This window comes from Akkermansiaceae bacterium, from assembly GCA_017798145.1.
GTDB lineage: Bacteria > Verrucomicrobiota > Verrucomicrobiia > Verrucomicrobiales > Akkermansiaceae > Luteolibacter.
Genome location: CP059069.1, coordinates 4,033,346 through 4,055,466, shown reverse-complemented (window position 1 = coordinate 4,055,466; position 22,121 = coordinate 4,033,346). Strand labels below are relative to the sequence as shown.

Below are 22,121 nucleotides of genomic sequence, written 5' to 3'. Positions count from 1 at the left end.
TCGCAAAGCCCGGGGTGTGGAAGTTTTTCATCATGCTGGCTTTGCGTCCTTGGCGATCTTCGCGGCTTTGCGTTGGAACACCTCTTCACCCTAAGGCGTGTAGTCCTTGGGGGCGATGAGGATTTTCTCCACAGGATGCTTGGTGACGATGTTCCCCTGGCTGCCGCGACCCTTGATGCCGTATTCGGCGAAGTGCAGCGGGCGGATGAGGTTGCGCAGGCCGAGTCCGGACTTCATGTGGATCATGAGCATCTGGGCGGAGCTTTCCTCGTTGGTGGTGTGGGCTTTGAAATAGAGCACCTTGCTGCCCTTGGTGCCTTTGGTTAGTTCGTATTCCTTGTCCCGCGTGACACCGCCGACAGTGAAGCGCTTGGCCATCACATTCCCGTCCTTCCCGTCGCGGTAGATCATCGAGTAGATCAGATCCTCGTCCTTGCGGAAAACCGCTACCCTCAGCGGCCTCGGGCCGACGAAAAACTTGTCGGCAACCTTGACGACCTTCATTTTCCCCTCGGCCGTGAAAACGATGATATCGTCGAGCATCGAGCATTTCTCCAAGGCCTCCTCCTTTTTCAGAGAGGTGCCCGCGAAACCGTTCTTCGCATCGAGATAAAGCGTCTCGGTGGCGGCCACGACCTGCATGCGGTCCACGCGGTCGAAGCTGGAAATCTCGGTAAGTCGCTGGCGGTCTTTGCCATACTTTTTCCCGAGCTGCTCGTACCAGCGGATCGTGTAGCGGGTGAGCTGCTTGAGGTTTTTCTCGACCTCTGCAATCTCGTCCTCGATGGCCTTGATCTCCTCGTCGGCCTTGAAGGAGTTGAATTTGGAAATGCGCTTGATGCGGATCTCGGTGAGGCGGACGAGATCCTCTTCGCTGACTTCGCGCTTGAGGAGTTTCTTGAAAGGCTTGAGGCCGTCGTCGATGGCTTTCAGGACAGCCTCCCAGGTTTCCGCCTCTTCGATGTCGCGGTAGATGCGATTTTCGATGAAAATTTTCTCAAGCGAGGAAAAGTGCCACTTGTCGCCGAGTTCGCCGAGACGGATCTCGAGCTCCTGCCTGAGCAGATCCTTGGTGAGGTCGGTGGTGCGGCGGAGGATCTCGGAAACGCCGAGGAAGGCCGGCTTGCCATCTACGATGACGGCGGCGTTCGGCGAGATGCTGAGCTCGCAGTCGGTGAATGCGTAGAGGGCATCGCGGGTGTTTTCCGCATCCGCACCGGCAGGCAGATAGACGAGGATGTCCGCGTGGGCGGCGGTGTTGTCCTCGATCTTCTGGATCTTGATCTTGTTCTTGTCCGCAGCGGCGACGATGGAGTCCATCAGGTTCCCGGTGGTCGTGCCGAAGGGGATTTCGGTGATGCGGAGTATGCCTTTTTTCTCGATCTCGATGCGGGCGCGCACGCGGACTTTCCCGCCCCGGAGGCCGTCGCGGTATTCGCTGGCGTCCATGATTCCGGCGGTTGGGAAATCGGGAACGAGTTCGAAGGGCTCCTTCCGCAGGTGCGCGATGGCGGCGGTGACGAGTTCGTTGAAATTGTGCGGCAGGATCTTGCAGGCGAGTCCGACCGCGATGCCCTCCACGCCCTGCGCGAGAAGGAGCGGAAATTTCACGGGGAGCGTCTGCGGCTCCTTGTTCCGGCCGTCGTAGGAGGGCAGCCAAGTGGTGGTCTTGGGATTGAAGACGACTTCCAGTGCGAACTTCGTCAGCCGCGCCTCGATGTAACGGGGAGCGGCGGCGTTGTCACCGGTGAGGGTGTTTCCCCAGTTCCCCTGGCAGTCGATGAGAAGATCTTTCTGGCCGAGCTGCACCATGGCCGCGCCGATGGACTGGTCGCCGTGCGGGTGGTATTTCATCGTGTTTCCCACGATGTTCGCGACCTTGTTGTAGCGCCCGTCGTCCAGCTCATCCGTGGAATGGAGGATGCGGCGCTGCACGGGTTTCAGCCCGTCGTAAAGGTGTGGGACGGCGCGTTCCAGGATCACGTAGCTGGCGTAATCGAGGAAATAATCGGAATACATCGACCCAAGGGAGGCGTGTTGGTCCGGTTCGTTGCTCATGTGCAAGTGTGCTAGTGGACATGCCCGCGCCGTGCAAGCACTGCGTTACCGGAATGTGGGATGCAGTGCGAAAATTCGCCAAGACTGCGCAAATCCGCTCTTTCGGGCGGGTATCCTTGCCGCATGGCATCCCGTCCGCTTAGATGGTCTCAGCCATGAACACACAAGGAACCTCCTACAAAGAACTACAGATATGGGTCGACCAGATGGCCGCCCTATGCACCCCGGAAAACGTAGTCTGGTGCGACGGATCCCAGGAAGAATGGGACACCCTCACCCAACTCCTCTGCGACAACGGCACATTCACTCGCCTGAACCCGGAGAAACGACCTAATTCCTTCCTCGCACGCTCCACCACATCCGATGTCGCCCGCGTTGAGGAACGCACGTTCATCTGCACGAAACGCCCGGACGAGGCCGGCCCGACCAACAAGTGGGCGGATCCGCTGGAGATGCGGAAACTCCTGACCGACAAGTTCACCGGCTCGATGAAAGGCCGCACGATGTATGTGATCCCCTTCTGCATGGGGCCGCCGGATTCCCCCCTCGCCAAGATCGGGGTGCAGGTTTCCGACAGCGCCTACGTGGTGGTGAACATGCGTATCATGGCGCACATGGGATCCCAGGTGCTGAAACGGCTCGAGGACGAGTGCAGCGGGGCGGTTCCGAAGAAACGCGACGGCCACGCCCAATACATCAAGTGCCTCCACTCGGTGGGCGCACCCCTTTCCGCCGGGGAAAAGGATGTACCGTGGCCCTGCAACGACGACAAATACATCTCTCATTTCGTCGATACCCGCGAGATCATGTCCTACGGCTCCGGATACGGCGGCAACGCCCTGTTAGGGAAAAAGTGCCTCGCGCTGCGCATCGCATCGAACATCGCCCGCGAGCACCGCTGGATGGCCGAGCACATGCTCATCCTTGGCCTCCACGCGCCCGACGGCTCCACGACCTACGTCACCGCCGCTTTCCCATCCGCCTGCGGGAAGACCAACCTCGCCATGCTGGAACCACCCAAACCCTACGCGGACAAGGGCTGGAAAACCTCCATCGTCGGCGATGACATTGCCTGGCTCTGGCCGCATGAGGACGGGAAACTCCATGCCATCAACCCCGAGACCGGATTCTTCGGCGTCGCGCCCGGCACCAACTGGGAGTCTAACCGCATCGCCATGGAGTCGATGACCGAGAACGCGATCTTCACCAACGTCGCCCTGACAGACGACGGCGATGTCTGGTGGGAAGGGCTCACCAAGGAGGCCCCCGCCCACCTCATCGATTGGACAGGCCAGGACTGGACGCCCGGCTGCGGTCGTACCGCCGCCCATGCGAACTCCCGCTTCACCGCCCCGGCGAAGCAGTGCCCGACCATCGACCCCAATTGGCAGAACCCGGAGGGCGTCCCCATCGACGGCGTTATTTTCGGCGGCCGCCGCGCCACCACCATGCCGCTCGTCTATCAGGCCTTCAACTGGTCCCACGGAGTCTATGTCGGCGCGACCATGGGCTCGGAAATGACCGCCGCCGCCGCCGGAACCATCGGCAAGGTCCGCCGCGATCCGATGGCCATGCTGCCATTCTGCGGCTACAACATGGGCGCCTACTTCGGCCACTGGCTCGAAATGCAGCGCTACCTCACCCACCTCCCCCGCTTCTTCCACGTGAACTGGTTCCGCAAGGACGCCGAAGGGAAATTCATGTGGCCCGGCTTTTCCGAGAACATGCGGGTGCTTGAATGGATCGTGAAACGCTGCAAGGGAGCCGCCGCCGGGCATGAGACCCAGATCGGCTGGATCCCGGACTACGCGAACTTCAACATCGAGGATCTGGAGGATTTCTCGCAGGAGGATTTCGAGAAGGTGATGAAATTCGACCGCCTCGAGTGGCGCGCCGAACTCGTTTCCCAGGGCGAGCTGTTCATCGACCTCTACGACCATCTGCCCAAGGAACTCATCTTCCAGAGGGAGCTGCTGGCGGCCAGACTTGTCTAGCACGGCATCAGCCGCGCCTTATCTTCGAGCCGCTGAAGAATATCGTGATGCGGTAGACCTTTTTCAGCCGAGTGCTGATCTCTCCGGTCGCGAGATCGACCCGCTCCGGGATTTCCTGGCGGTGGATGTCCACCATCGCCTGGAAGCCGCGCTCCGAATAGACATCGATGAGGATGGCCAGGGCAACGGGATCATGGAAAAGAGCGTCCTCCGTGTTCACGGTCGCACGCCCTGTCACGGCATAGCGCTTGATGACAGGCATCATCTTTTCCTGGATGAAATCGACGACACTGGTGAACAGCTCGCGGTGCTCGATCTGGTAGCTGTCCAGGCGGTTGACCAGTTCCTGCCGCGCCTGCACGACGATCTCATCCGCCAGCGGGATGTGGCGCAGCGTGTCGTAAGTGCGGGGATCAAGCTCCAGCGAGCTCTGGTATTCCAGCTCGCGGATGATGTTCTGCTGCACCACCTCGATGGGTGCCTGGGCGTTGATGAAATGGTAGTGGAAGATCTGCTTCAGCGAGACCAGCGCATCGTAGGTCTTCTCCTTGAACGTGCGGTAGCGGTTCCTGGCGAGATCCTCATCGAAATCCGTAGCGCGCTCCTCTTCCAGCACGCCGACCCCCGCGTGCCTGATCTCGGCATTGTGGGCCAGGGTTTCCTGCCCACGCTTCAGCTGCCTGGCGATGCTCTCCGCCTCATCCACGAACAGCACCATGATGTGGAACACCGGCTGCCTGAAGAAATGGGCTTGCGCTGTTTCGGAAAACTCGCGCCTTAGCAGCACCATCTGGTCATAGAACATCTTGAGGCACTCCACCTGCACGTTCGTCCGCGGGAATCCATCGAGCACAGCGCTGTCGCGGAACTCCGGCTTGAGCATCTCCCGCAAAAGCAAGCGCAGCACCTCCTCATCCCCGACCATGCCCCCGCCCGCCTTGATTTTCCTCGCCTCCGGCGAGTCCAGCAGTTGGCTGACCACGATGGGCTGGGCAGTGATGCCGCGCACCTTGCGGATGAAATCGGTGTTCGTCCCCTTCCCGGAACCGGGCGCTCCCCCGAGCAGGATCAACTCCTTGGGAAAGCGCAGGTTCCCGCGCCCCAGATCGTCTTCCAGCTCCTTCCAGACGCGGTTGAAAATGAGCTGAGCATCCTTGATCTCAAGGTCGGCCGGCGGAGTTGCATGGGTTGAATCGGTCACTTCGTGGGGCATCCAACATCACCGCACCCCCCTCGTCCAGCACCGGCTTGAAATCATCCCATCCGGGGCGGTTCCGTCCCTGTCACCAGCCATCCCCCTGGCGCATCGAATCCATGGCGCGGTTGTGGATGTTGAACTCGATCCTGCGGAAGGCGTCCCGGGAAAAACGCGCCTGCCCGAAGTGCTGGCTGAATCCGATGATGTTGTCGCCGTCCACTCCGTCGAAGCGGAAGACCAGGCGGGATCCATCCGCGAAGGTTGCCCTAACATCCGCGGCATATAGCTTCACCGTCTCCATGTCGGCTTTCTTCAGGGCGATGTTCTTGAGCCTGGCGATGGGGAAAGTGACTTCGGTGAAAGGCGTCTTCACGGTGATGTCCTCGCCCTCGACCTTCAGCACCTCTCCCTCGATGCTATCGCCGTTGACGAGCAACATGCGCCCATCGGGCAGCTTCTCGGAGCTGTCCTCTTCCTCCTCGCCGGGATCCTCCCCACCCAAGCCCAAGCGCATCTCCATCCCACCCCGGAAAACCCTTCCCTGGAAGCCCATCTGACGTTCCGGGACTTCCTCGTGGTAGCCATCCCAGCCGGTGACCGTGATGTTGGAAATCCGGAGCGGCGAGCTGTCCTGGGCCACGATATGCAGCCCCATTCCGAACTTCGTCCCGGCGAAATCCGCATCCTGCCAGAGATCCGCAATCTCGCCGTCAACATAGAGCAGGATCTTGCCGGTTTTCTTGCTCGCCTTGATCTCGATGCGCGCTTTCTCGTTCTCACGGAGTTTCGCAGCGTTGGTGGAATGACCGAGCCAGTTGTTGGAACCGCTCTTCTTCACATGCACGGAGTTCCCTTGGAAAACCATCTCGTACCCCACCTTCGGATCCGAAGTGCTTGTATCATCGGAAAAGAAAATGATCTTCGGGCGGAAAGAACCCCTCCATGAGGCATCGAAGCCGATCACGCACTCCTCCGGGAACTCGATTTCCCGCGCGATCGCACCGGGCGAGCTTGAATGCAGCGCTCCCGCCTTGAATTGCCAACTGCCGTTCTGCTTGCCGGCCTGCCACTCCTCCAAGCTGTTCGGGCCGCGGTAGTGGGAGTCCGATACGCGAGAGATATCGATGCTCTGCACGTTGACGCGCCTTATGGTGAGTTCGCCGGCGTAAGGCGTCGCGATCTTGATCTCCTCATCGCCGAGGCCGGCGAGGCGGCCTTCGATGCGGTCGCCGTTGGTCATCTCCAGCACCGCCCTGTGGGTGGCGCCCGCATCTGGAGCCAAAGCCCCGCCGTCCGCCATGCTAAGATCGATGATGTTCCCGGTATCGAACTCGGCATCCCCATCGAGAACCTGCGATTTGATTGAAAGCCTGTCACCGGTGATGGACAGCACCTCGCCGGTGAGCTGGTCGCCGTTGGAGAAACGAACCACCGCATCGTCCGCGCCGGCCATGCTGGGGTGTGCGAGGAGGATCAGTGCTAGTGGGATTGTGATTTTCATCGGCTTGGTAACGGATTGGCCTTCGGTGCAGCCCGTCGTTGGAGGGAAAGGATCGCGTCCCGGTCGATATCCAGGCTGCCGAGCAGCGGATGCTCCGCAGTAACCTTTCCGGAACGGAACACGCACGAGGAAACCTCCATCTGCCCGCCGCCACGCAGGCTGAGGGTCATGCCCCCTGATTTGCTTTTCTTCGCCGGCTTGGCACCATCGCCGACAAAGACCGTGGAAACCTCCTGCTCGGGCACCGCCAACAGGTCTTTCTGGAAATCGCTCTTGAACATGTAAACCGCCTTGCCCCCATCCCTGCGTATCGATGTGAGCTTTCCTCCGAGGCGCTCGCCGTTGCGCCCGATGAGCGAATCTTCGCCGCCCTCACCGCGCTCCTCGCTGCGGTGCCTGTCTGCGCTGTCGTCCCATTCCAGCACCTCGATCTGGCCTATCCGTTGGTCGCTCTGGCGCGGAGCCCTGTTGACCAGAGATATGCCGGTACCGCTGGGAATGCCGGGCACCGGATCGGTGTAGCGGCCTTGCAACTGCCCGTCTATGAACAGCTGGAGATGGCTGCGGCTGCGGTCAACCCGGATCTCAACCTGCATGCTGTTGTTTGCATCACGCCCCGACGACCTGTTGGCGACAGCGATGGGGATGTTGCCGCTCTTGCTCCCGGACTCCCTGAAGACACCAAGCCCAGAGCCGACGAATTGCAGCAGATACCTGTCAACGCGACCGGAATTCCCCCCTGGCGGCTCGGCGAAGCGGAACTGGAAATTCGGATAGTTGCTCCATTTCATGGAGAACCTGATGATGAACTTCTCCGGCAATCCCGCATCCATGGAAATTATGCCCTGCTCCTCCGCCACGAATTCACCGCCCTCCATCTTCCAGCTTTGCGCACCTCCCTCATCACGCGTCCATCCCTCGAAGTCCTTGGGCCCGGAGTAGATGACCTTTTTGGTGGAAATGCCGAGCTGGATGGAGGAAACCATGGCCCGGGGGATGGAAATTTCCCCCAGATCCGCGGATTCCACGTTGAGCAGGCCGTCGGCAAGGGAGTTGACCCTGGCGGCGAGGATGTCGCCGTTGGATAGTTCCACCCTCTCGGTGGCTGGTTCGAAGGCCTTACCGGCAGAACCGAAATCGATGCGCAGCGCCTTGTCGCCACGTATCCTGAGCGGCTTTTCGGAGATCGGGGAAAGCAGCTCGACGTTGCCTTCGGCATCCATGGACGCCACCTCGCCGGTGAGCTTGCCATCATCCTGCAAGGTGATCTCCGCCGCGAAAGCGGAGGAAACCATGCCAAGCAGGAAAGCGGCGCAGCGGCGGAAATCAGAATTCATCGTCCCAGTCATCCAAGAAGCTTTCGTTATCGCCGAACTCCAGCATCACTGCGGAACCCAGCTTCACATCGATGTCACCGGCGTGGGCGCTGCGCAAGCGGAGCGATGATGCGTCGCCACCCAAAGCCTTGCCGCTGATCCTGCCCATGGGATGGAACCTGAGCCGGATCTCGGCGGATGGGCTCGCTTCCGCAACGGCAAGGCCCGATTTCGAAAAACGGACTTCCGCCACCTCCGCGATGGGGAATTCGAAGTTCCCGAAGCGCCCCTCAAGCTTAAGGATGCCCTCGTGGAAACCCGTCACCTTGCCGGAAAAACGATCCGTGCCGTTTGCGAGAAGGACGATGTCCGCATCGTCCACCTGCATGCTGCGGGCGGAGTCAGGCATTCCGTTCCACTCGGATACGATGATCTCGGAGAGTTTCATCGACGCCCCCTCGGACTGTGCCACGAAGCCGAAGCCATCCCCTTTGCCGGCATAGCCCTGGCCTTCCTCGATCCCGCCGCCAAGCTCGCTCCACTGGCTGACGAACTCACCGTCCACAAAGAGGGAGATCTCCCCGGAAATGCGGTTGCAACGTATCTCCACGGAAGCCTTCCCGGCATCGCCAAGGCGCAGGCTGCTGTTGCTCGTCTGGAGCCTGTCCAGCCTGGGCCTGCCCGCTGCGTCGAAGGACGTACGGTAGAGCATCACATAATTCGAATACATGTGCAGCACGTAGCTGTTGCCGAATATTTCCGGAAGGGAGACGGATCTCGAAGCACCCGCCATCGCCATGCCGACCTGGTTGCCGGCATCCACTTCCTCCGGCTTGAAGAAATCAGCGTGAAATGAGACCGCGAGCGAAAGGCGGCTTTTCCACGCGACATCGAAGCGAAGCACCGCCTTGTCAGGCATCCCGGTCTTGCGGGCGAGCGCGGTGCCTGTCTCATCGTTTTTCCAATACCAGGCTGCCCCCCTGTGCTTCCAGCGCGGTGGCCCATCCCCCTTGGCCTCCTTTTTCTCGCCCTCCGCAGGGGGAGCCGGCAGTCCATCCGGGTAGGCGGTGTTGATCATTTCCCACTGCGCCGCTTCGAAAGGCCCGTGGTAGAGTATCCGACCTCCAAGCGGGCTCGGGGCAAGCAGCCCGACATGCTCCCTCGGGAACTCCATCATCCCGCCGAATTCCGTATCGATGATGACACGCTTGTCATCGATCTCGCGGATCTCGCCGGGGATGCGATCGCCATTGGTGGTGCCGATGTGGGAAAATCCGCGGAGCGCATTGAGCGGTTCCCCGCCATGCAGAACCACCCGCCTGAGCTCGTCCGTCTTGAATTTCACCTCCGCCCCCACATCGTCGCGCTTCCAGACCAGGGTGGCATCCTCCGCCATGCCGGCGAAATGCCCGTGGAGCTGGTCGCCGTTGGTGAAGCTGAGGAAGTCCTCCTTGGTCTCCGCGGCATGGCAGCAGAGCGCCAGGGAAAAAGTGATGATGGTTGGGCGGGTCATTTTTCGTAGATGGGTAGGTAGCGGTAGTTGAGCGCGAGCGAAAGGAGCGCCCCGGCGGTGCTGAATGCCTGTCCCTGGTTACCCGGGAAGGAGCCGTCCGCGGACTGGATCGTGCCGAGGTAGCGGATGTTGCGGGCGTTCCAATCCGCCCAGGCATCCGCATCCGCATGGAACAGCGCCTGCGACATGTAATATTCGTAGTAATACGGGTAGTAGCGATCGCGGTAATCCAGGTTTTTCTTCAGGTAGGATAGGCTGGCCGCATAGCCCTTGGAGTCCTTTTCCTTCGCCAGGGAAAGGCAGAGGGAACCGATGGCGGTGAGGGTGGGCTTGCCGCCGGCCGAGGATGTGTAGCCATAGGAACCATCGCCGCCCCGGCAGCTGTTCATGTAGGCCAGGGCTTTCTTGATCGAATCGTCAGGCACCGAGATCCCAGCGTTCCGTGCCGCGAAAAGGCTCACGATCTGGCAGCCTGTCACGGTGGTGTCCGCATCGCTGCTGTCCGGCGTGTAGCGCCATGCGCCGAGCCTGTTGCGCTTCTGCGAGCTGACGATCAGATCCACGGCATCCTTGAGCGCCTCGGCCAGCTTCGGATTCTCCACCACGCCGTAGGACTCGGCCAGCGCCTTGGTGGCGAAGGCGTGGTTGTACATGCTTGTGCCGATGTAGCCGTTCGTGTCGCTCTGCTTCGAGATGATGTATTCGACACCCTTGCCGATGACCTTTGCGTAGGGGCCGTTCTTCGGATCCTCCCCGTGTGCTAGGAATGCCGCCACACAGAGCCCGACAACGCCCGGCTCCCTGCCGGCGGTATCGCTCCATGACCCGTCTTCAGCCTGTTTCTCCGCGAGATAGCGCAAGCCGCGCTCATAGATGAGATCCACTTGTGCGGGGACTTTCTGGTCGCCCCTGTCCAGCAAGCCCTGGGCGTTTGCGGAAACGGCAAGCGCGGCGCACTGGAACAGAAGGATCTTGGGGAAAACCCTCATTTGCCGACCTCCTCCAATCCCCTGTTGTATGCATCAAGAGCTTTCTGGAACTCATCCGGGAGGTTTTTCCCGGTTTTCCCGGCAGCCTTGGGAACGGTGCGCTGCTCCACCCTGTCCCCGGAATTCCCGCCCACACCGGAGTTCGCGGTATCGGACTCGCCCGTCATGCCTTCGCCGCCCTCGTTGCCTGCACCCTTGCCCTTGCCCTTGCCTTTCCCCTCGCCTTCGCCTTCACCCTCTTTCTTTCCCATCATGCGCTCCATCATGTCCATCATGGCACCGCCCGCCTTTCCCTGCCCGCCTTTTTTCTGCTTTTCCTTGGCCGCCTCGTGGATTTTCTCGATGACCTCCGTCTGAGCCGCGATCGTATCGCCGCCGGTATCCGCCTCCAAGAGGTAGTCCGTGGTCTCATCCATGATTTCCTCAACCTCGCCGAGCAGCTTGATGACCTTTGGATCCGTCTGCTCGATGACGAGCTGCTGGACGTCGGCGGAAAGCTCGTCCTGCTCGTCGGAGAGTTTTTCGGAACCCGCCGCATGACGCAAGGCGATCTCGGCGCGATCGGGCACCTCCCCGGCGTGGAGATTTGCTGCGGAGATCAGGAGGATCGCAATAGTCGTCTTCATCGGTTTGTCTTTCATCGGCCTTGCCCGGGGGACGCCCCGGCATCCCGCTTGAGCTGCTCAAGCACCCGTGTGCGCGAGCGGAGATCCTGCTGGGTCTGGATCATCTTCATGACCCGCAGCATGAACTCGAAATCCTCGTCTTCCGGGCTCGGCCCGCCGCCATCTCCGCCTCCGCCGCCGCCTTCCTTTTCCAGCTCGTCGCCGAGAATGGCCGCCCATTCGGCAAGCTTCCTGGCGGCTTCCTTGGCGCGCTCGGTGGCCTCGTAGGAATGGTTCTGCTCGAGCTTGCCCTTCACCTCCTCAAGCTCCGAGTCGATCTTCGCATCGCGCATCTTCTCCATGATGGATCTGAACGACTCCTTGTTCGTCCGCGCGTAGTAATGCCCCAGATCCTCCTGGATCCAACGGACATCCGCGCCGATCTGCGCCTGCTGGCCGGAGGATTCGGTGAGCTTCATCTGTGCGCTCGGATCGATGAGGTCGTATCGCTCCCCGAGGGTCTTCATCCCCTGGATGAGTGTTGCGGCGATGCCTTCCTCCTCGGAGGCGGCCTTCTTGAGTCGGGCGACAAAGGTGCTGGCCTCGAAGCGCTTGTTGGCATCGTTCGCCTGCTCGATGGCTTCCTTCATTTTCTCCACCACCTTCTTCTGCTCCTCGACAGCCTCCTGCACATCGGAATCGGTCTTCTCGGCCGTATTGGACTGCTCCTTGGATTCGCCGAGCTTGTCGCGCACCTTGGGGATGTCCTTCTCGGCCAGTTCCTGCATGGATTTCATGGCCTCCGCCATTTTCTTCAGCGTTTCCTTGTCGATCTCACCGTTGCGCGTCGCCCCTTTCATGACGTCCTCCATCTTTTCGGTGAGTTCCTTCATCTTCTCAGCGTTCGCATCCTCCGCTTGCTCCTGCTCTGCGAGCTTCTTGAGGTTCTCGTCCTTCTGGAGGTCTTCCCCATCCATGCGGTCGAGCTTCTGGTTCTCATCGAGGAGGTTCAGTTCCTTGCGCGCAAGATCCTCAAGCTCCCCGATCGCCCTGTCGAACTGGCTTTTGAGCAGCTGGGCATGCTCCTCACGGCTGAGGATGTAGATGAGAACCGGCTCGGAATAGACACGTCCGCGATCCGGGAAGTAGTCCTGCGAAAAGGAGCGCATCAGGATCCTCTGCGGCCCCATGCCGAAGGCCGCCGGGGAGAAGGCGACCGGCTTCATGATCCGGTTTTCTTCCGGACCGCCCTTGCCAAGGACAAGCTCACCCTTGGCGCCCGTCTGGCCGCCCGAAGGGTTGCCGATGTTCTCCCACTCGATGCCGGTTTCCTTGAGCCCGAAGTCATCCTCGCCGAGGATCTCGAAATCCAATGCCTCCTCGGGCAGGATGGCCACCTGCCGCTCTATGCCCTGGGTGTAGGATACCGGCGGGGCGTCCTTGACCGCATCCACGCGCAACCTGAACTCAGAGCCTCCGATCAGCCCGAACTCGTCCTGCCATGTGAAGGGTATTTCAAAAGGGATGGCGCCCACCTCGATGGCGGCCGTGCTCACGGTGTCCGCGCTGACAGCCAGCGCCCCGGAAAATGGCTCGAAGGTGGAAACGGATTCCATCTCCCCCGAAGCCCGTGCCGGGCCGAAGGCGCCGGAACGCACGGGACGATCCAAATCCATCTGGAAGACCACACCGCTGCCCTCGACGAGGCTGATCTCGCCGGTGGTGAGCTGCACCTCCTTATCGGGGATGCCCATGTAGTCCGGATAATTCACGAGCGCCTTCGTGCCCTTCACGCCGGGACGCTGCATCGGCTCCACGGCGATGAGGTGCTTCAGATCCCCGATGCGGAAAACCACGGTGCCTTTCTCCTGCTGGCCGGGAAAACGGAAAGTGTAGCCGCCGTCCTTGAGGGCGGCGCGCAGCTCGGGCTGCAGGCCGTACCTGCCTTCTGCGGAGGACGGCCTCTGCTCGGAACTCTTCGAGAGCTTCAGGCTGATGGCAAATGACTCGCCGTAGGGCACGGCGAGGTAGCTGATCGGCGATTCGAGTTGGGTGAAGGTGTAGCGCTCGGTATCGGAAAACGGCATGAGCCAGCGTTGCAGTGCGTTCACGCCCGCCTTGGGGGTGACCATGAAAGCGGTGGCCACGAGACCCATGAGGAGCAGGGCGGCCAATCCCCATTTCCTGTGGCGCGGGGTTGGGAGTGCGGATGCGAGATCGCGCTTCCCAGCCTCTGCGGCAACAACTTCCATGGCTGCGGCGCGAAGCCGGGGCGAAAGCGAATCGCCCGCCTCTTGCTGCCCCTGGAGTTCGATGACGCCGAGCAACCTATCGCCGAGCCCGGGGAACCTCCGGGCGATCAGGCGCGCAAGCTGGCCTTCCTGGCGATTGCCCCAGACCCAGCGGTGCAGCCAGTAGGGGGCGAAGACGGCGAAGAGCGAGGCACCGCCGAGCAGGATGAGCAGACGCGCCCAGCCTGGGGTCTGCCAAACCCGGTCCAGCCCGAAGATGAGCAGGAAGGAAACGAACAGCCCGATCATGCCGGCAGCCACCGCCTCCACCACTTTTCGGCGCCAGAGGACGCGGCGGAATTCCTCGAGCTGTTTGCGCAGGCTTTCCGGAATCGCGGTCTGTATTGGGGCTGGATGCTCTGACATCTTCTCTAGGCGGCACCGGGATGCACTCTAAGGTTGCTCAACTCTTGCAGGGATACGCCGCAAATCCAGCAGATTTCTCATTCGTGCCGGGATTTTACCTTCCCTTTGCGGGAATTCAAAACCGCGTCACTCGTCCTTGAAAGGCTCCGCCTTCCTGCCGTCGATGCAAGCCTTGAGCCAGGCGACCAGTTTCTCCGCCTCCACCGACTCGGATCTCATCGAGCCCAGCGCCGTCCAATCAAGGTGGGGGCGCGACTGCACCGCCGCGATGCGGGTGATGTCGAGCTTCGCCATGATCGCTTCCGTTTCCTTAGGGTGGGCGTTGAGGATGTTCGCGGGGCGCGGCAGGTCATCCAGCACCTCCGCCGTCAGGCCGAAGGATGTCACACCCACGCCGAAGGTGGCGCTCAGCTTCCGCAGCCCGTCCGCCAAGGCCTCATCCTCGATGGGTCCGGCATAGATCAGCTCGCCACCCTGTGCCCACTGCGACACGGAGAGGGTCTGGAAAAAATCCTCGCGGTAAGTCGTCAACGAAGGCGAGAGGCGGAGCCGAGCGGAATGCAGGCGGAACGGCGCGATTCCGAGCCGCTGCTTGAACGAAAGCATAGTTTCATCCAATGACATCTCCTCATCCGGCGAGCCGCCCGTCTCCCAGTCCACGAGGACAAGCTCGGGATACTTCCAGAGATTCCCAAGAGGGGATGTGGCGGCGAAGGGATCGCGGAATGCGAAGGGGAATCGCCCGTTGATCTCGTAGTAACGGGTGACGACCGCGCGGAACTTCCTGATGCGCAGCATCGCCCCGTCCACCGTCGTCTCATCGCCGCTGAGATCCTCAAGCCGCCCCTGCGTCCATGCCAGCAGCTCCTGCGCCCCGGACAAGGCCGGCAGCGGCTCGCTGCGGCGGTAGTAGCCCTGACCCTTCTCCACTTTTGCGATCGCCGAAGCGGGATCGCAGGACATGATGGAGAAATGGTAGCGCAGCGATGCATCCGAGTAATTTCCGTTCAGGCTCCTGCGGGCCAGGCGTATGAGCTCCGTGCCCTTGATCGCCTCCGCTGGGTTGTTCGGTAAAAGGCCGGGCAAAATGTCGTTCAACTGCTTTCTGAGACTCATATCGGGAGGGGCGCGCTAATCTCCCACCATCCAATCCCCCACCACCCCACCCATCAAGCGGATTCTTTCGGGAAGGGACATGGCGGCGCGGAAGATTTTCCCAAACCGTTCTTGCCGTCCGGAACCGGGCTTCATAGCTTGGCGCAACCTATTCCATTGCGTGTCAGAGAAAGCCCAAAGCCAACATGTCATCGGCATACTGCCCGCCAGATGGGGCTCCACGCGCTTCCCCGGGAAACCCCTCCACCCCATCGCCGGGAAAACACTCATCCAGCATGTATGGGAGCGCTGCCAGGGCGCGAAACTGCTTTCCCAGGTCATCGTCGCCACCGATGACAGCCGCATCGCCGATGCCGTCGCCACCTTCGGGGGGAGGGCGGTGATGACATCGCCAGACCACCCGACCGGCACCGACCGCCTTGCGGAAGCCGCGAAGGCGATCCCGGAAGCCACCCACATCATCAACATCCAGGGCGACGAGCCCCTCATTGACCCCGCCCTGATCGACGAACTCGCGCAGGCGCTCATCGACGATCCCGACCTGCACATGGTCACCGCCGCGAACCCACTCGATCCAGCGGATCCGGCGGCGGCCGATCCGAACGTGGTGAAAACCGTGCTCAAGGCCAACGGCCACGCCCTCTACTTCTCCCGCTCGCCCCTGCCCTTTTTTCGCAACCCCGTCCCCGGCCTGCAAGTCCTGCGCCACAAGGGAATCTACGGATACCGCCGCGACTTCCTCGAAACCTTCGTCACCTGGCCGCCCTCCCCGCTGGAGCAAGCGGAGTCCCTCGAGCAGCTCCGCGCCCTCGAGAACGGCGCAAGCATCCGCGTCCTCATCACCTCCGACACCTCCCCCGGCGTCGATACCCCGGAACAAGCGGCGGATATCGAACGCATCCTCCGCCTTGAGAATTGAAATTCAGAATTTGAAGTTTTTATGAAATACATCTTTGTCACCGGCGGCGTTGTTTCCTCTCTCGGGAAAGGCCTCGCCGCAGCATCCATCGGAACCCTCCTTGAGGCGCGCGGCCTCAAGACCCTGATGCAGAAATTCGATCCCTACCTGAACGTCGATCCCGGCACCATGTCGCCCTATCAGCACGGCGAGGTCTATGTCCTCGACGACGGCGCGGAAACGGATCTCGACCTCGGCCACTACGAGCGCTTCACCTCAGGCGTCATGTCGCAGATGAACAACCTCACCTCCGGCCAGGTCTTCGACTCCGTCATCAAGAAGGAACGGAAGGGCGAATACCTCGGGAAAACCGTGCAGTTCATCCCCCACGTCACCGACGAGATCAAGGAGCGCATGCACAAGGTCACCAAGTGCAACCCGGAAGTCGATGTGCTCATCACCGAGATCGGCGGCACCGTCGGCGACATGGAGGGCTTGCTTTTCATCGAGGCCCTGCGCCAGTTCGCGCTGGAGGTGGGCAAGGAGAATGTCTGCTTCATCCACGTCACACTGCTGCCTTACATCAAGGCGGCGGGCGAGGCCAAGACCAAGCCCACCCAGCAATCCGTCGCAAAGCTGCGCGAGCTGGGCATCCAGCCGGACATCATCATCTGCCGGACGGAAACGGATCTTGATGAGGACAACCGCAAGAAAATCGCCATGTTCTGCAACGTCGAGAAAAAGAACGTCGTCGCCTTCCGCGATGTGGCCCACACCATCTACGAATGCCCCCTCGACCTGCGCCGGGACAAGATCGACCGCCTGGTGGTGGACAAGATCGGCCTCGGCCACACCCCTTCACCGGATCTCGCGAAATGGGAGACCTTCGTCGAGCGCATCATCCACCCCACCCACAATGTCACCATCGCCGTGGCTGGGAAATACATCGAGCTTCAGGACGCCTACAAATCCATCTACGAATCGCTCGTCCATGCCGGCGCACACCACGACACCAAGGTGCGGATCGTCCGCGTCGAGGCGGAGGCCATCGAGGAGCACGGCGCCCGGGAGGTCATCGGCGATGTGGATGGCATCCTTGTGCCCGGCGGCTTCGGGGATCGCGGCATCGAGGGCAAGATCCTCGCCGCCCGATACGCCCGCGAGAACGGCATCCCCTACTTCGGGATCTGCCTCGGCATGCAGATCGCAACCATCGAGTTCGCACGCAACATGTGCGGCCTGGCCGGGGCGAATTCCACCGAGTTCGACAAGGCCACCCCCCACCCCGTGATCTGCCTGCAGGAAGAGCAGAAGGGCATCGAGGACATGGGCGCGACCATGCGCCTGGGCTCCAGCGAGTCCATCCTCTTCGCCGGCACCAAGGCGGCGGATCTCTACGGCAACGTGGACCGAATCAACGAGCGCCACCGCCACCGCTACGAGGTGAATTCCGACTACCAGGACAGGCTCCAGGAAGGCGGCCTCATCATTTCCTCGGTCTCCGCGAACGAGGGTCTTGTGGAAATCATCGAACTGGCGGACCATCCCTTCTACGTCGGCGCGCAGTTCCACCCGGAGTTCCTCTCGAAGCCGAACCACCCCCACCCGCTTTTCTCAGGCTTCGTTGCCGCCGCCCTCAAGGCATCCGGGAAAGCCTGAACGACCGCAAGCCGTCGCGGCCGGGCAGGTTTGGGATTGGTGCCTGGTTAGACCATCGCATTGAATTGCGGCGCGGTGAACACCAGAAGGGTGAGCAGAACGAGAAATCCAATCAAGAAGGCCCATTCCGCTCCCAGGACTCCCCCATGCTCTGGCTTACTGAGCCAAATGCCGCAATGAGTCTTCCGATTTCCGCTCCCTGTGCCGGGTTGCTTTCTCATCGTTGATACAGGGGCTATGCGGATGCGGCCGAATGAGACAGCCCTCAACAACAGGTATCCCGGCCAATGGCAGGGACGATTCGGAAACAGATCGATGACCTCCCGAATGGCTGGAAACAGATCGATCCCGTCACTCTTGGGCATGGCTGTTCCCTCGGCCTTGGTTCCCTCCCCGACCTCATTGGCTGAAACCGACGGCATCCATCCGCTTTTGCAACTCGGCCTGGAGGCGGGTGCCGAGCGCTCCATCTGCGGGGAGTCGGTTGAGCTCGTAGGGATCGTTTGCCAGGTCATAGACCTCGTTCCACTCGGGGCGGTTCGGATAAACGATGAGCTTGGCGTCCGCAGTGCGGATCGCGCGGCAGGTGGGGGTGTCGCCGAGCTCCTTGCGGTAGAAGGAAAGGAAAGATGTGCGCCAGTCCGGAGGCGTTTCGCCCTCGGCGAGCGCCTTGAAGCTGCGCCCGTGCATCGCGGGCTGGGCGGGCAGCCCGGCGAGATCGAGATAGGTCGGGGCGAGGTCGATGTTGAGCACCATTTCATCAACCGTTTTCCCCTTCGGGAACAGGCGGGGGTAGCGGACTATGAAAGGCAGGCGCAGGCCTTCCTCGTAGAGGGCGCGCTTGTCGCCGAGGCCGCGCTCGCCCAGGAAGTAGCCGTTGTCGCTGGTGTAGACGACCACGGTATCCTCGGCGAGGCCGAGCTCGTCGAGGCTGTCGAGCAGGCGGCCGAGGTTCTCGTCGATGCCCTTGATGTGGCGCAGGTAATCGAGGTGCACGGAGTTCGCGGAAAGCCCGCGCTCTCGGCCCTTGTCGGCTTCGGTGAGGGGCTTGTGATAGACGGCCGCGATGTCGCAGTTGGGCGTGGGGCGGGTGGTTTTCCCCTCGTAGGCTCCGCGCAAGCGCTCGGGCAGGTTTTCGCCGCCACGCCGGTTGTGCGGGCTCTTGTAGCCGACGACCATGGAAAAGGCTTTGGAGCGGTTTTCCCTGAGCCAGGCGATGGCCAGATCCGTGCTGACATCATCGACCCAGCCCGTGGTGGGTGTCATCACGCCGTTGATCTCGAAGGGGCAGTCCTGATAGACGCCCTGGCCGATGAAGCTGGCGGAGTGCATGAAGCCGGGGCGCTGCCCCTTCTGGTGTCCCATGTGCCATTTCCCGAAGTAGGCGGTGCGGTAGCCGGCGTCCCGCAGAAGCGTGGCGTGGGTGACCGAGTTTTCCGGGAACGGCGTGTTGTTGTCCATGATGCCGTTCACATGGCTGTGCTGGCCGGTCAGGAAACCGGCGCGGCCGGGGGAGCAGATCGAGTGGGTGATGAAGGCGTTGCGGAAACGGACGCCGCCCGCCGCGAGGCGATCCATGGATGGCGTCTCGAACCACGGGAAGCGCGCCTTCGCGCCCTGCTCGCGCTGGACGGCACCCATCGCATCCCAGCGCTGGTCGTCGGCGATGACGAAAAGGAAATTCGGGCGCGGCGCGGCTGCGGATAGGGTGGCGGCGAGGCAGGGCGCAGCGAAAACGGAGAGTTTGGTGATCATGGGTTGGGGCTTCCTACGCGCCGGGCGGCTCGAATCCTACGGAAAGTAACCAGGGGTGGTCGGCAGGATTCCTTCGGTTCACCCCCTGCCCTTCGCGTCCCCCCCGATCCATGCCCAGAGGGAATCCAGGGAGGCGGCGACCTTGGCTTTCGTTTCCGCGAGGTCGTCGCCGACATCGGATTTCCCGAAGAGGTAGTACTTGATCTTCGGCTCGGTGCCGGAGGGGCGGACGGCGAAGGAACGGCCATCGGCAAGGTCAAAGAAGAGCATTTTCTCCTTGGGCAGTGGGTCGCCTTCCTGATCGTAGATGTCTTGGGCGGAGAAATCGCGGAAACGGGTGACCTCCGATCCGGCTATCTCCGTCGGCGGGTTGTTGGCATAGGAGCTTGCCAGCGCCTGGATCTTCGCCGCTCCGTCGGCGCCTTCCATGGTCAGGGACTTGCCGATCTCCTGGTAATAGCCGAACTCTTTGTAGAGGTCGTCCAACAACTCCGGCAGTGATTTCCCGACGGATTTCGCGTAGGCCGCCACCTCCGCGAACATCAGGGTCGCACCGTTCGCATCCTTGTCGCGCACCGCGTCGGAACCCAGGTAGCCGTAGCTTTCCTCACCGCCGAAGACGAAGAATCGTGAAAACTCAAGACGCAGCGCACGGGTGGACTCCTGGGAAAGCGAGCGGTAGTCGCCCTTGCGATCCGCGGGGATCGCATCCTCGTATTTCCTGAGCTTCGCGGCGATGTATTTGAAGCCGGTGAGGGTATCGACAACGGAGACGCCGAAGGAATCCGCGATGGCGCGCTGGAGTTCCGTCGTGACAAAGGTTTTCACGATCACCCCACGGCTGCGGTTCGCGTTGGTCAGCCAACCGAGGTCGAACATGCTCCTGAGGCGATACCAGGCCATCAGCGAGCCGATCTGGTTTCCTGTGAGAAGCACCATTTCCCCGGAGGCATCGCGCACGGCGACACCCATCCGGTCCGCATCCGGATCCGTTCCGATCACGATCTCCGCGCCCTCCCTGTCGGCGAGCTCGATGGCCATCCGAAGCGCCGGGCCGTTCTCGGGATTCGGCGATTCCACGGTGGGGAAGCGCCCATCCTGGATGTCCTGCTCCGGCACGGTGAGCACCTCGAAGCCGAGCCCTCGCAGCATGGGCACATTGATGTGCCCGCCGGTGCCGTGGAGGTTGGTGAAAACCACCTTGATCGGCGCCTTATCTAACAGATTCGGCTGGAGCAGCAGGGTTTTCAAAAGGGTGACGTACTTCCCATCGAAGTCCGCGCCCAGCACCGTGACCTTGCCCCGCTCGCCTTCCGGCAGCGCGTCGTAGCGCTCGCTTGTGATCGCGTTGACTTCCGCGATGATCCCCGCCGCGTGAGGCTCGACGATCTGCGCACCGTCGTTGAAGTATGCCTTGAAGCCGCAGTCGTGCGCGGGGTTGTGGCTGGCGGTGATGACCACGCCCGAATCACAACGGAGCTGGCGGACAGCGAAGGAAAGCTCCGGAGTCGAGCGCGGGCCGTCGAAGACATAGGCGTCGCAACCGAGGTCGGCGCAGACCCTCGCGCAGAAATCGGCGAAGTCCTTGGAGAAATGGCGGGTGTCATGCGCGAAGGCGAAGGACGGTTTCTTGCCCTCGCCGACATGGGATTTCACGTAGGCGATCAGCCCCCGCACGGCGCGTGAGACGTTGTAGTAATTCATCGTCGCCGTGCCGACGCAGGGAAACTCCGGCCTGCCGTTCGGGCCGCCCGCGCCCTGCTCGGAGGCGGTGACGGTGCGACCTATCGTGCGACCACGCAGGCCGCCGGTGCCGAAGGCCAGGGTCTTGAAGAAACGGTCGTTGAGCTCCCCGAAATTTCCCGCAGCAACGAGTTCCTTGACCGTGTTCATCGGCAGATCGCTGGCGGCGCCGGCGAGAAGCGATTCGATGTTTCCCTTGGCGGATTCGAGGAGTTCGCCGGATGCCACGGCGCCGGAGAGTTGTTCGGGGAGGTCGTTCATGTCTGGTTTTTCGTGAGGAATTTCGGGGAAAGCAGACCGTACTTCGGACTGAAGAGGTAGGCTAAAATAAACAGCAGTCCCAAAAGGATCACAATCGCCGGGCCGGGTGAGACGCCAAGCGGGCTGGAAATGACAACGGCGGCGACCGATCCGAGTCCGCCGATGAGCCCACCGCCCCAGAACAGCGCGGAGGTCTTGTCGGTCAGCAGCGAGACCGTCGCGGCGGGGGTTACGAGGAGTCCCACGGAAAGCACGCAGCCGACCGCCTGCAATGATGACACCAGCGCCAGCACCAGCATGCCGAAGACGAGGTATTGCATCACCCGCACCGGCACACCCTGAGCCGCCGCCACATTCGGCTCGAACAGGGTGAGCAGCAGCGGGCGCATGAGGAGGTTGGTCACGAGCAGGATCACCGAGCCGATGGAAAACGCGATCCAGATGTCGGTGTTGCCGACCGCAAGGATGTCGCCGAAGAGCCAGTGCTCCAGCTCCGAACGGGTGTCGAGTTTCGGTAGGATCGCAACGCCGAGCGCGAAGGCCGCCGTGTAGAGGACTGCCAGGGAGGTCCCCTCCGCCACCCGTTTCCCCCGCGCCACGGCAACCGATCCCATGCCAACGAGAAGCGCCGCGAACATCGCGCCGAAGAAGGCATTCCACTGGCTCAGAACGCCGGTGACCAGGATGCCGAGCGCAATCCCGGGAAGCATGGTGTGGGAGAGCGCGGAAACCGAAAGGGCGTTCCGCCGCAGAACAACGAAGCCGCTGAAGAACCCGTTGGTGAAACCGATGAAGGCCGCCGCCGCGAGGGTGCGCTGGTAGAAGGGGCTGCTTAGTAATTCCTCAAACATGGGATCG

Annotated in this window: 15 protein-coding genes; 3 read left to right on the top strand and 12 right to left on the bottom strand. The window is 61.7% G+C overall.

From position 1 onward, the window contains the following. Positions 1 to 90: 90 nt before the first annotated feature. Positions 91 to 2,058, bottom strand: a complete 1,968-nt coding sequence (locus HZ994_17350) for a DNA gyrase/topoisomerase IV subunit A (protein QTN34009.1) — start codon at positions 2,056 to 2,058, stop codon at positions 91 to 93. Positions 2,059 to 2,213: 155 nt separating this feature from the next. Between HZ994_17350 and HZ994_17345 the strand changes: the two genes are divergently transcribed. After that, positions 2,214 to 4,052 (top strand): phosphoenolpyruvate carboxykinase (GTP), encoded by a 1,839-nt coding sequence (locus HZ994_17345; protein ID QTN34008.1) that lies wholly within the window; start codon positions 2,214 to 2,216, stop codon positions 4,050 to 4,052. 7 nt (positions 4,053 to 4,059) lie between these two features. Here the strand turns inward: HZ994_17345 and HZ994_17340 are convergent, their stop codons facing one another. From HZ994_17340 to HZ994_17305, 8 genes are all read right to left on the bottom strand, one after another. Then, positions 4,060 to 5,265, bottom strand: a complete 1,206-nt coding sequence (locus tag HZ994_17340; GenBank protein ID QTN34007.1) for a nucleoside monophosphate kinase — start codon at positions 5,263 to 5,265, stop codon at positions 4,060 to 4,062. 70 nt (positions 5,266 to 5,335) lie between these two features. Next, positions 5,336 to 6,751, bottom strand: a complete 1,416-nt coding sequence (locus tag HZ994_17335; GenBank protein ID QTN34006.1) for a hypothetical protein — start codon at positions 6,749 to 6,751, stop codon at positions 5,336 to 5,338. After that, complete coding sequence (locus tag HZ994_17330; protein QTN34005.1) at positions 6,748 to 8,088, bottom strand: hypothetical protein; 1,341 nt, start codon at positions 8,086 to 8,088, stop codon at positions 6,748 to 6,750. The genes HZ994_17335 and HZ994_17330 overlap by 4 nt, the downstream gene beginning before the upstream one ends. Continuing rightward, positions 8,078 to 9,580, bottom strand: coding sequence for a hypothetical protein (locus tag HZ994_17325; protein ID QTN34004.1), 1,503 nt, complete (start codon positions 9,578 to 9,580; stop codon positions 8,078 to 8,080). Before HZ994_17325 ends, HZ994_17330 begins: the two co-directional genes overlap by 11 nt. Then, on the bottom strand, positions 9,577 to 10,569 hold the full coding sequence (locus tag HZ994_17320) for a terpene cyclase/mutase family protein (protein QTN34003.1): 993 nt from the start codon (positions 10,567 to 10,569) through the stop codon (positions 9,577 to 9,579). The genes HZ994_17325 and HZ994_17320 overlap by 4 nt, the downstream gene beginning before the upstream one ends. Then, positions 10,566 to 11,195: a hypothetical protein gene (locus HZ994_17315; protein QTN34002.1), complete on the bottom strand. Its 630-nt coding sequence runs from the start codon at positions 11,193 to 11,195 to the stop codon at positions 10,566 to 10,568. The genes HZ994_17320 and HZ994_17315 overlap by 4 nt, the downstream gene beginning before the upstream one ends. Before the next feature lie 11 nt (positions 11,196 to 11,206). Then, a complete protein-coding gene (locus HZ994_17310) occupies positions 11,207 to 13,831 on the bottom strand; it encodes a hypothetical protein (GenBank protein QTN34001.1) in 2,625 nt (874 codons plus the stop codon). A 126-nt stretch (positions 13,832 to 13,957) separates the two neighbouring features. Beyond that, positions 13,958 to 14,947, bottom strand: a complete 990-nt coding sequence (locus HZ994_17305; GenBank protein ID QTN34000.1) for a hypothetical protein — start codon at positions 14,945 to 14,947, stop codon at positions 13,958 to 13,960. A 79-nt stretch (positions 14,948 to 15,026) separates the two neighbouring features. Here HZ994_17305 and kdsB point away from each other — a divergent pair, with 79 nt between their 5' ends. Next, entirely contained in the window at positions 15,027 to 15,866 is an 840-nt protein-coding gene (gene kdsB, locus HZ994_17300; protein ID QTN33999.1) for a 3-deoxy-manno-octulosonate cytidylyltransferase, read from the top strand. A 21-nt stretch (positions 15,867 to 15,887) separates the two neighbouring features. Continuing rightward, the gene (locus HZ994_17295) at positions 15,888 to 17,504 is read left to right on the top strand and encodes a CTP synthase (GenBank protein ID QTN33998.1); all 1,617 of its coding nucleotides are present in this window, start codon (positions 15,888 to 15,890) and stop codon (positions 17,502 to 17,504) included. A gap of 399 nt (positions 17,505 to 17,903) precedes the next feature. Here the strand turns inward: HZ994_17295 and HZ994_17290 are convergent, their stop codons facing one another. From HZ994_17290 to HZ994_17280, 3 genes are all read right to left on the bottom strand, one after another. Further along, a complete protein-coding gene (locus tag HZ994_17290; protein QTN33997.1) occupies positions 17,904 to 19,259 on the bottom strand; it encodes a sulfatase in 1,356 nt (451 codons plus the stop codon). 78 nt (positions 19,260 to 19,337) lie between these two features. Then, positions 19,338 to 21,263: a phospho-sugar mutase gene (locus HZ994_17285; GenBank protein QTN33996.1), complete on the bottom strand. Its 1,926-nt coding sequence runs from the start codon at positions 21,261 to 21,263 to the stop codon at positions 19,338 to 19,340. Continuing rightward, complete coding sequence (locus HZ994_17280) at positions 21,260 to 22,114, bottom strand: metal ABC transporter permease (protein QTN33995.1); 855 nt, start codon at positions 22,112 to 22,114, stop codon at positions 21,260 to 21,262. Before HZ994_17280 ends, HZ994_17285 begins: the two co-directional genes overlap by 4 nt. Positions 22,115 to 22,121 lie beyond the last annotated feature (7 nt).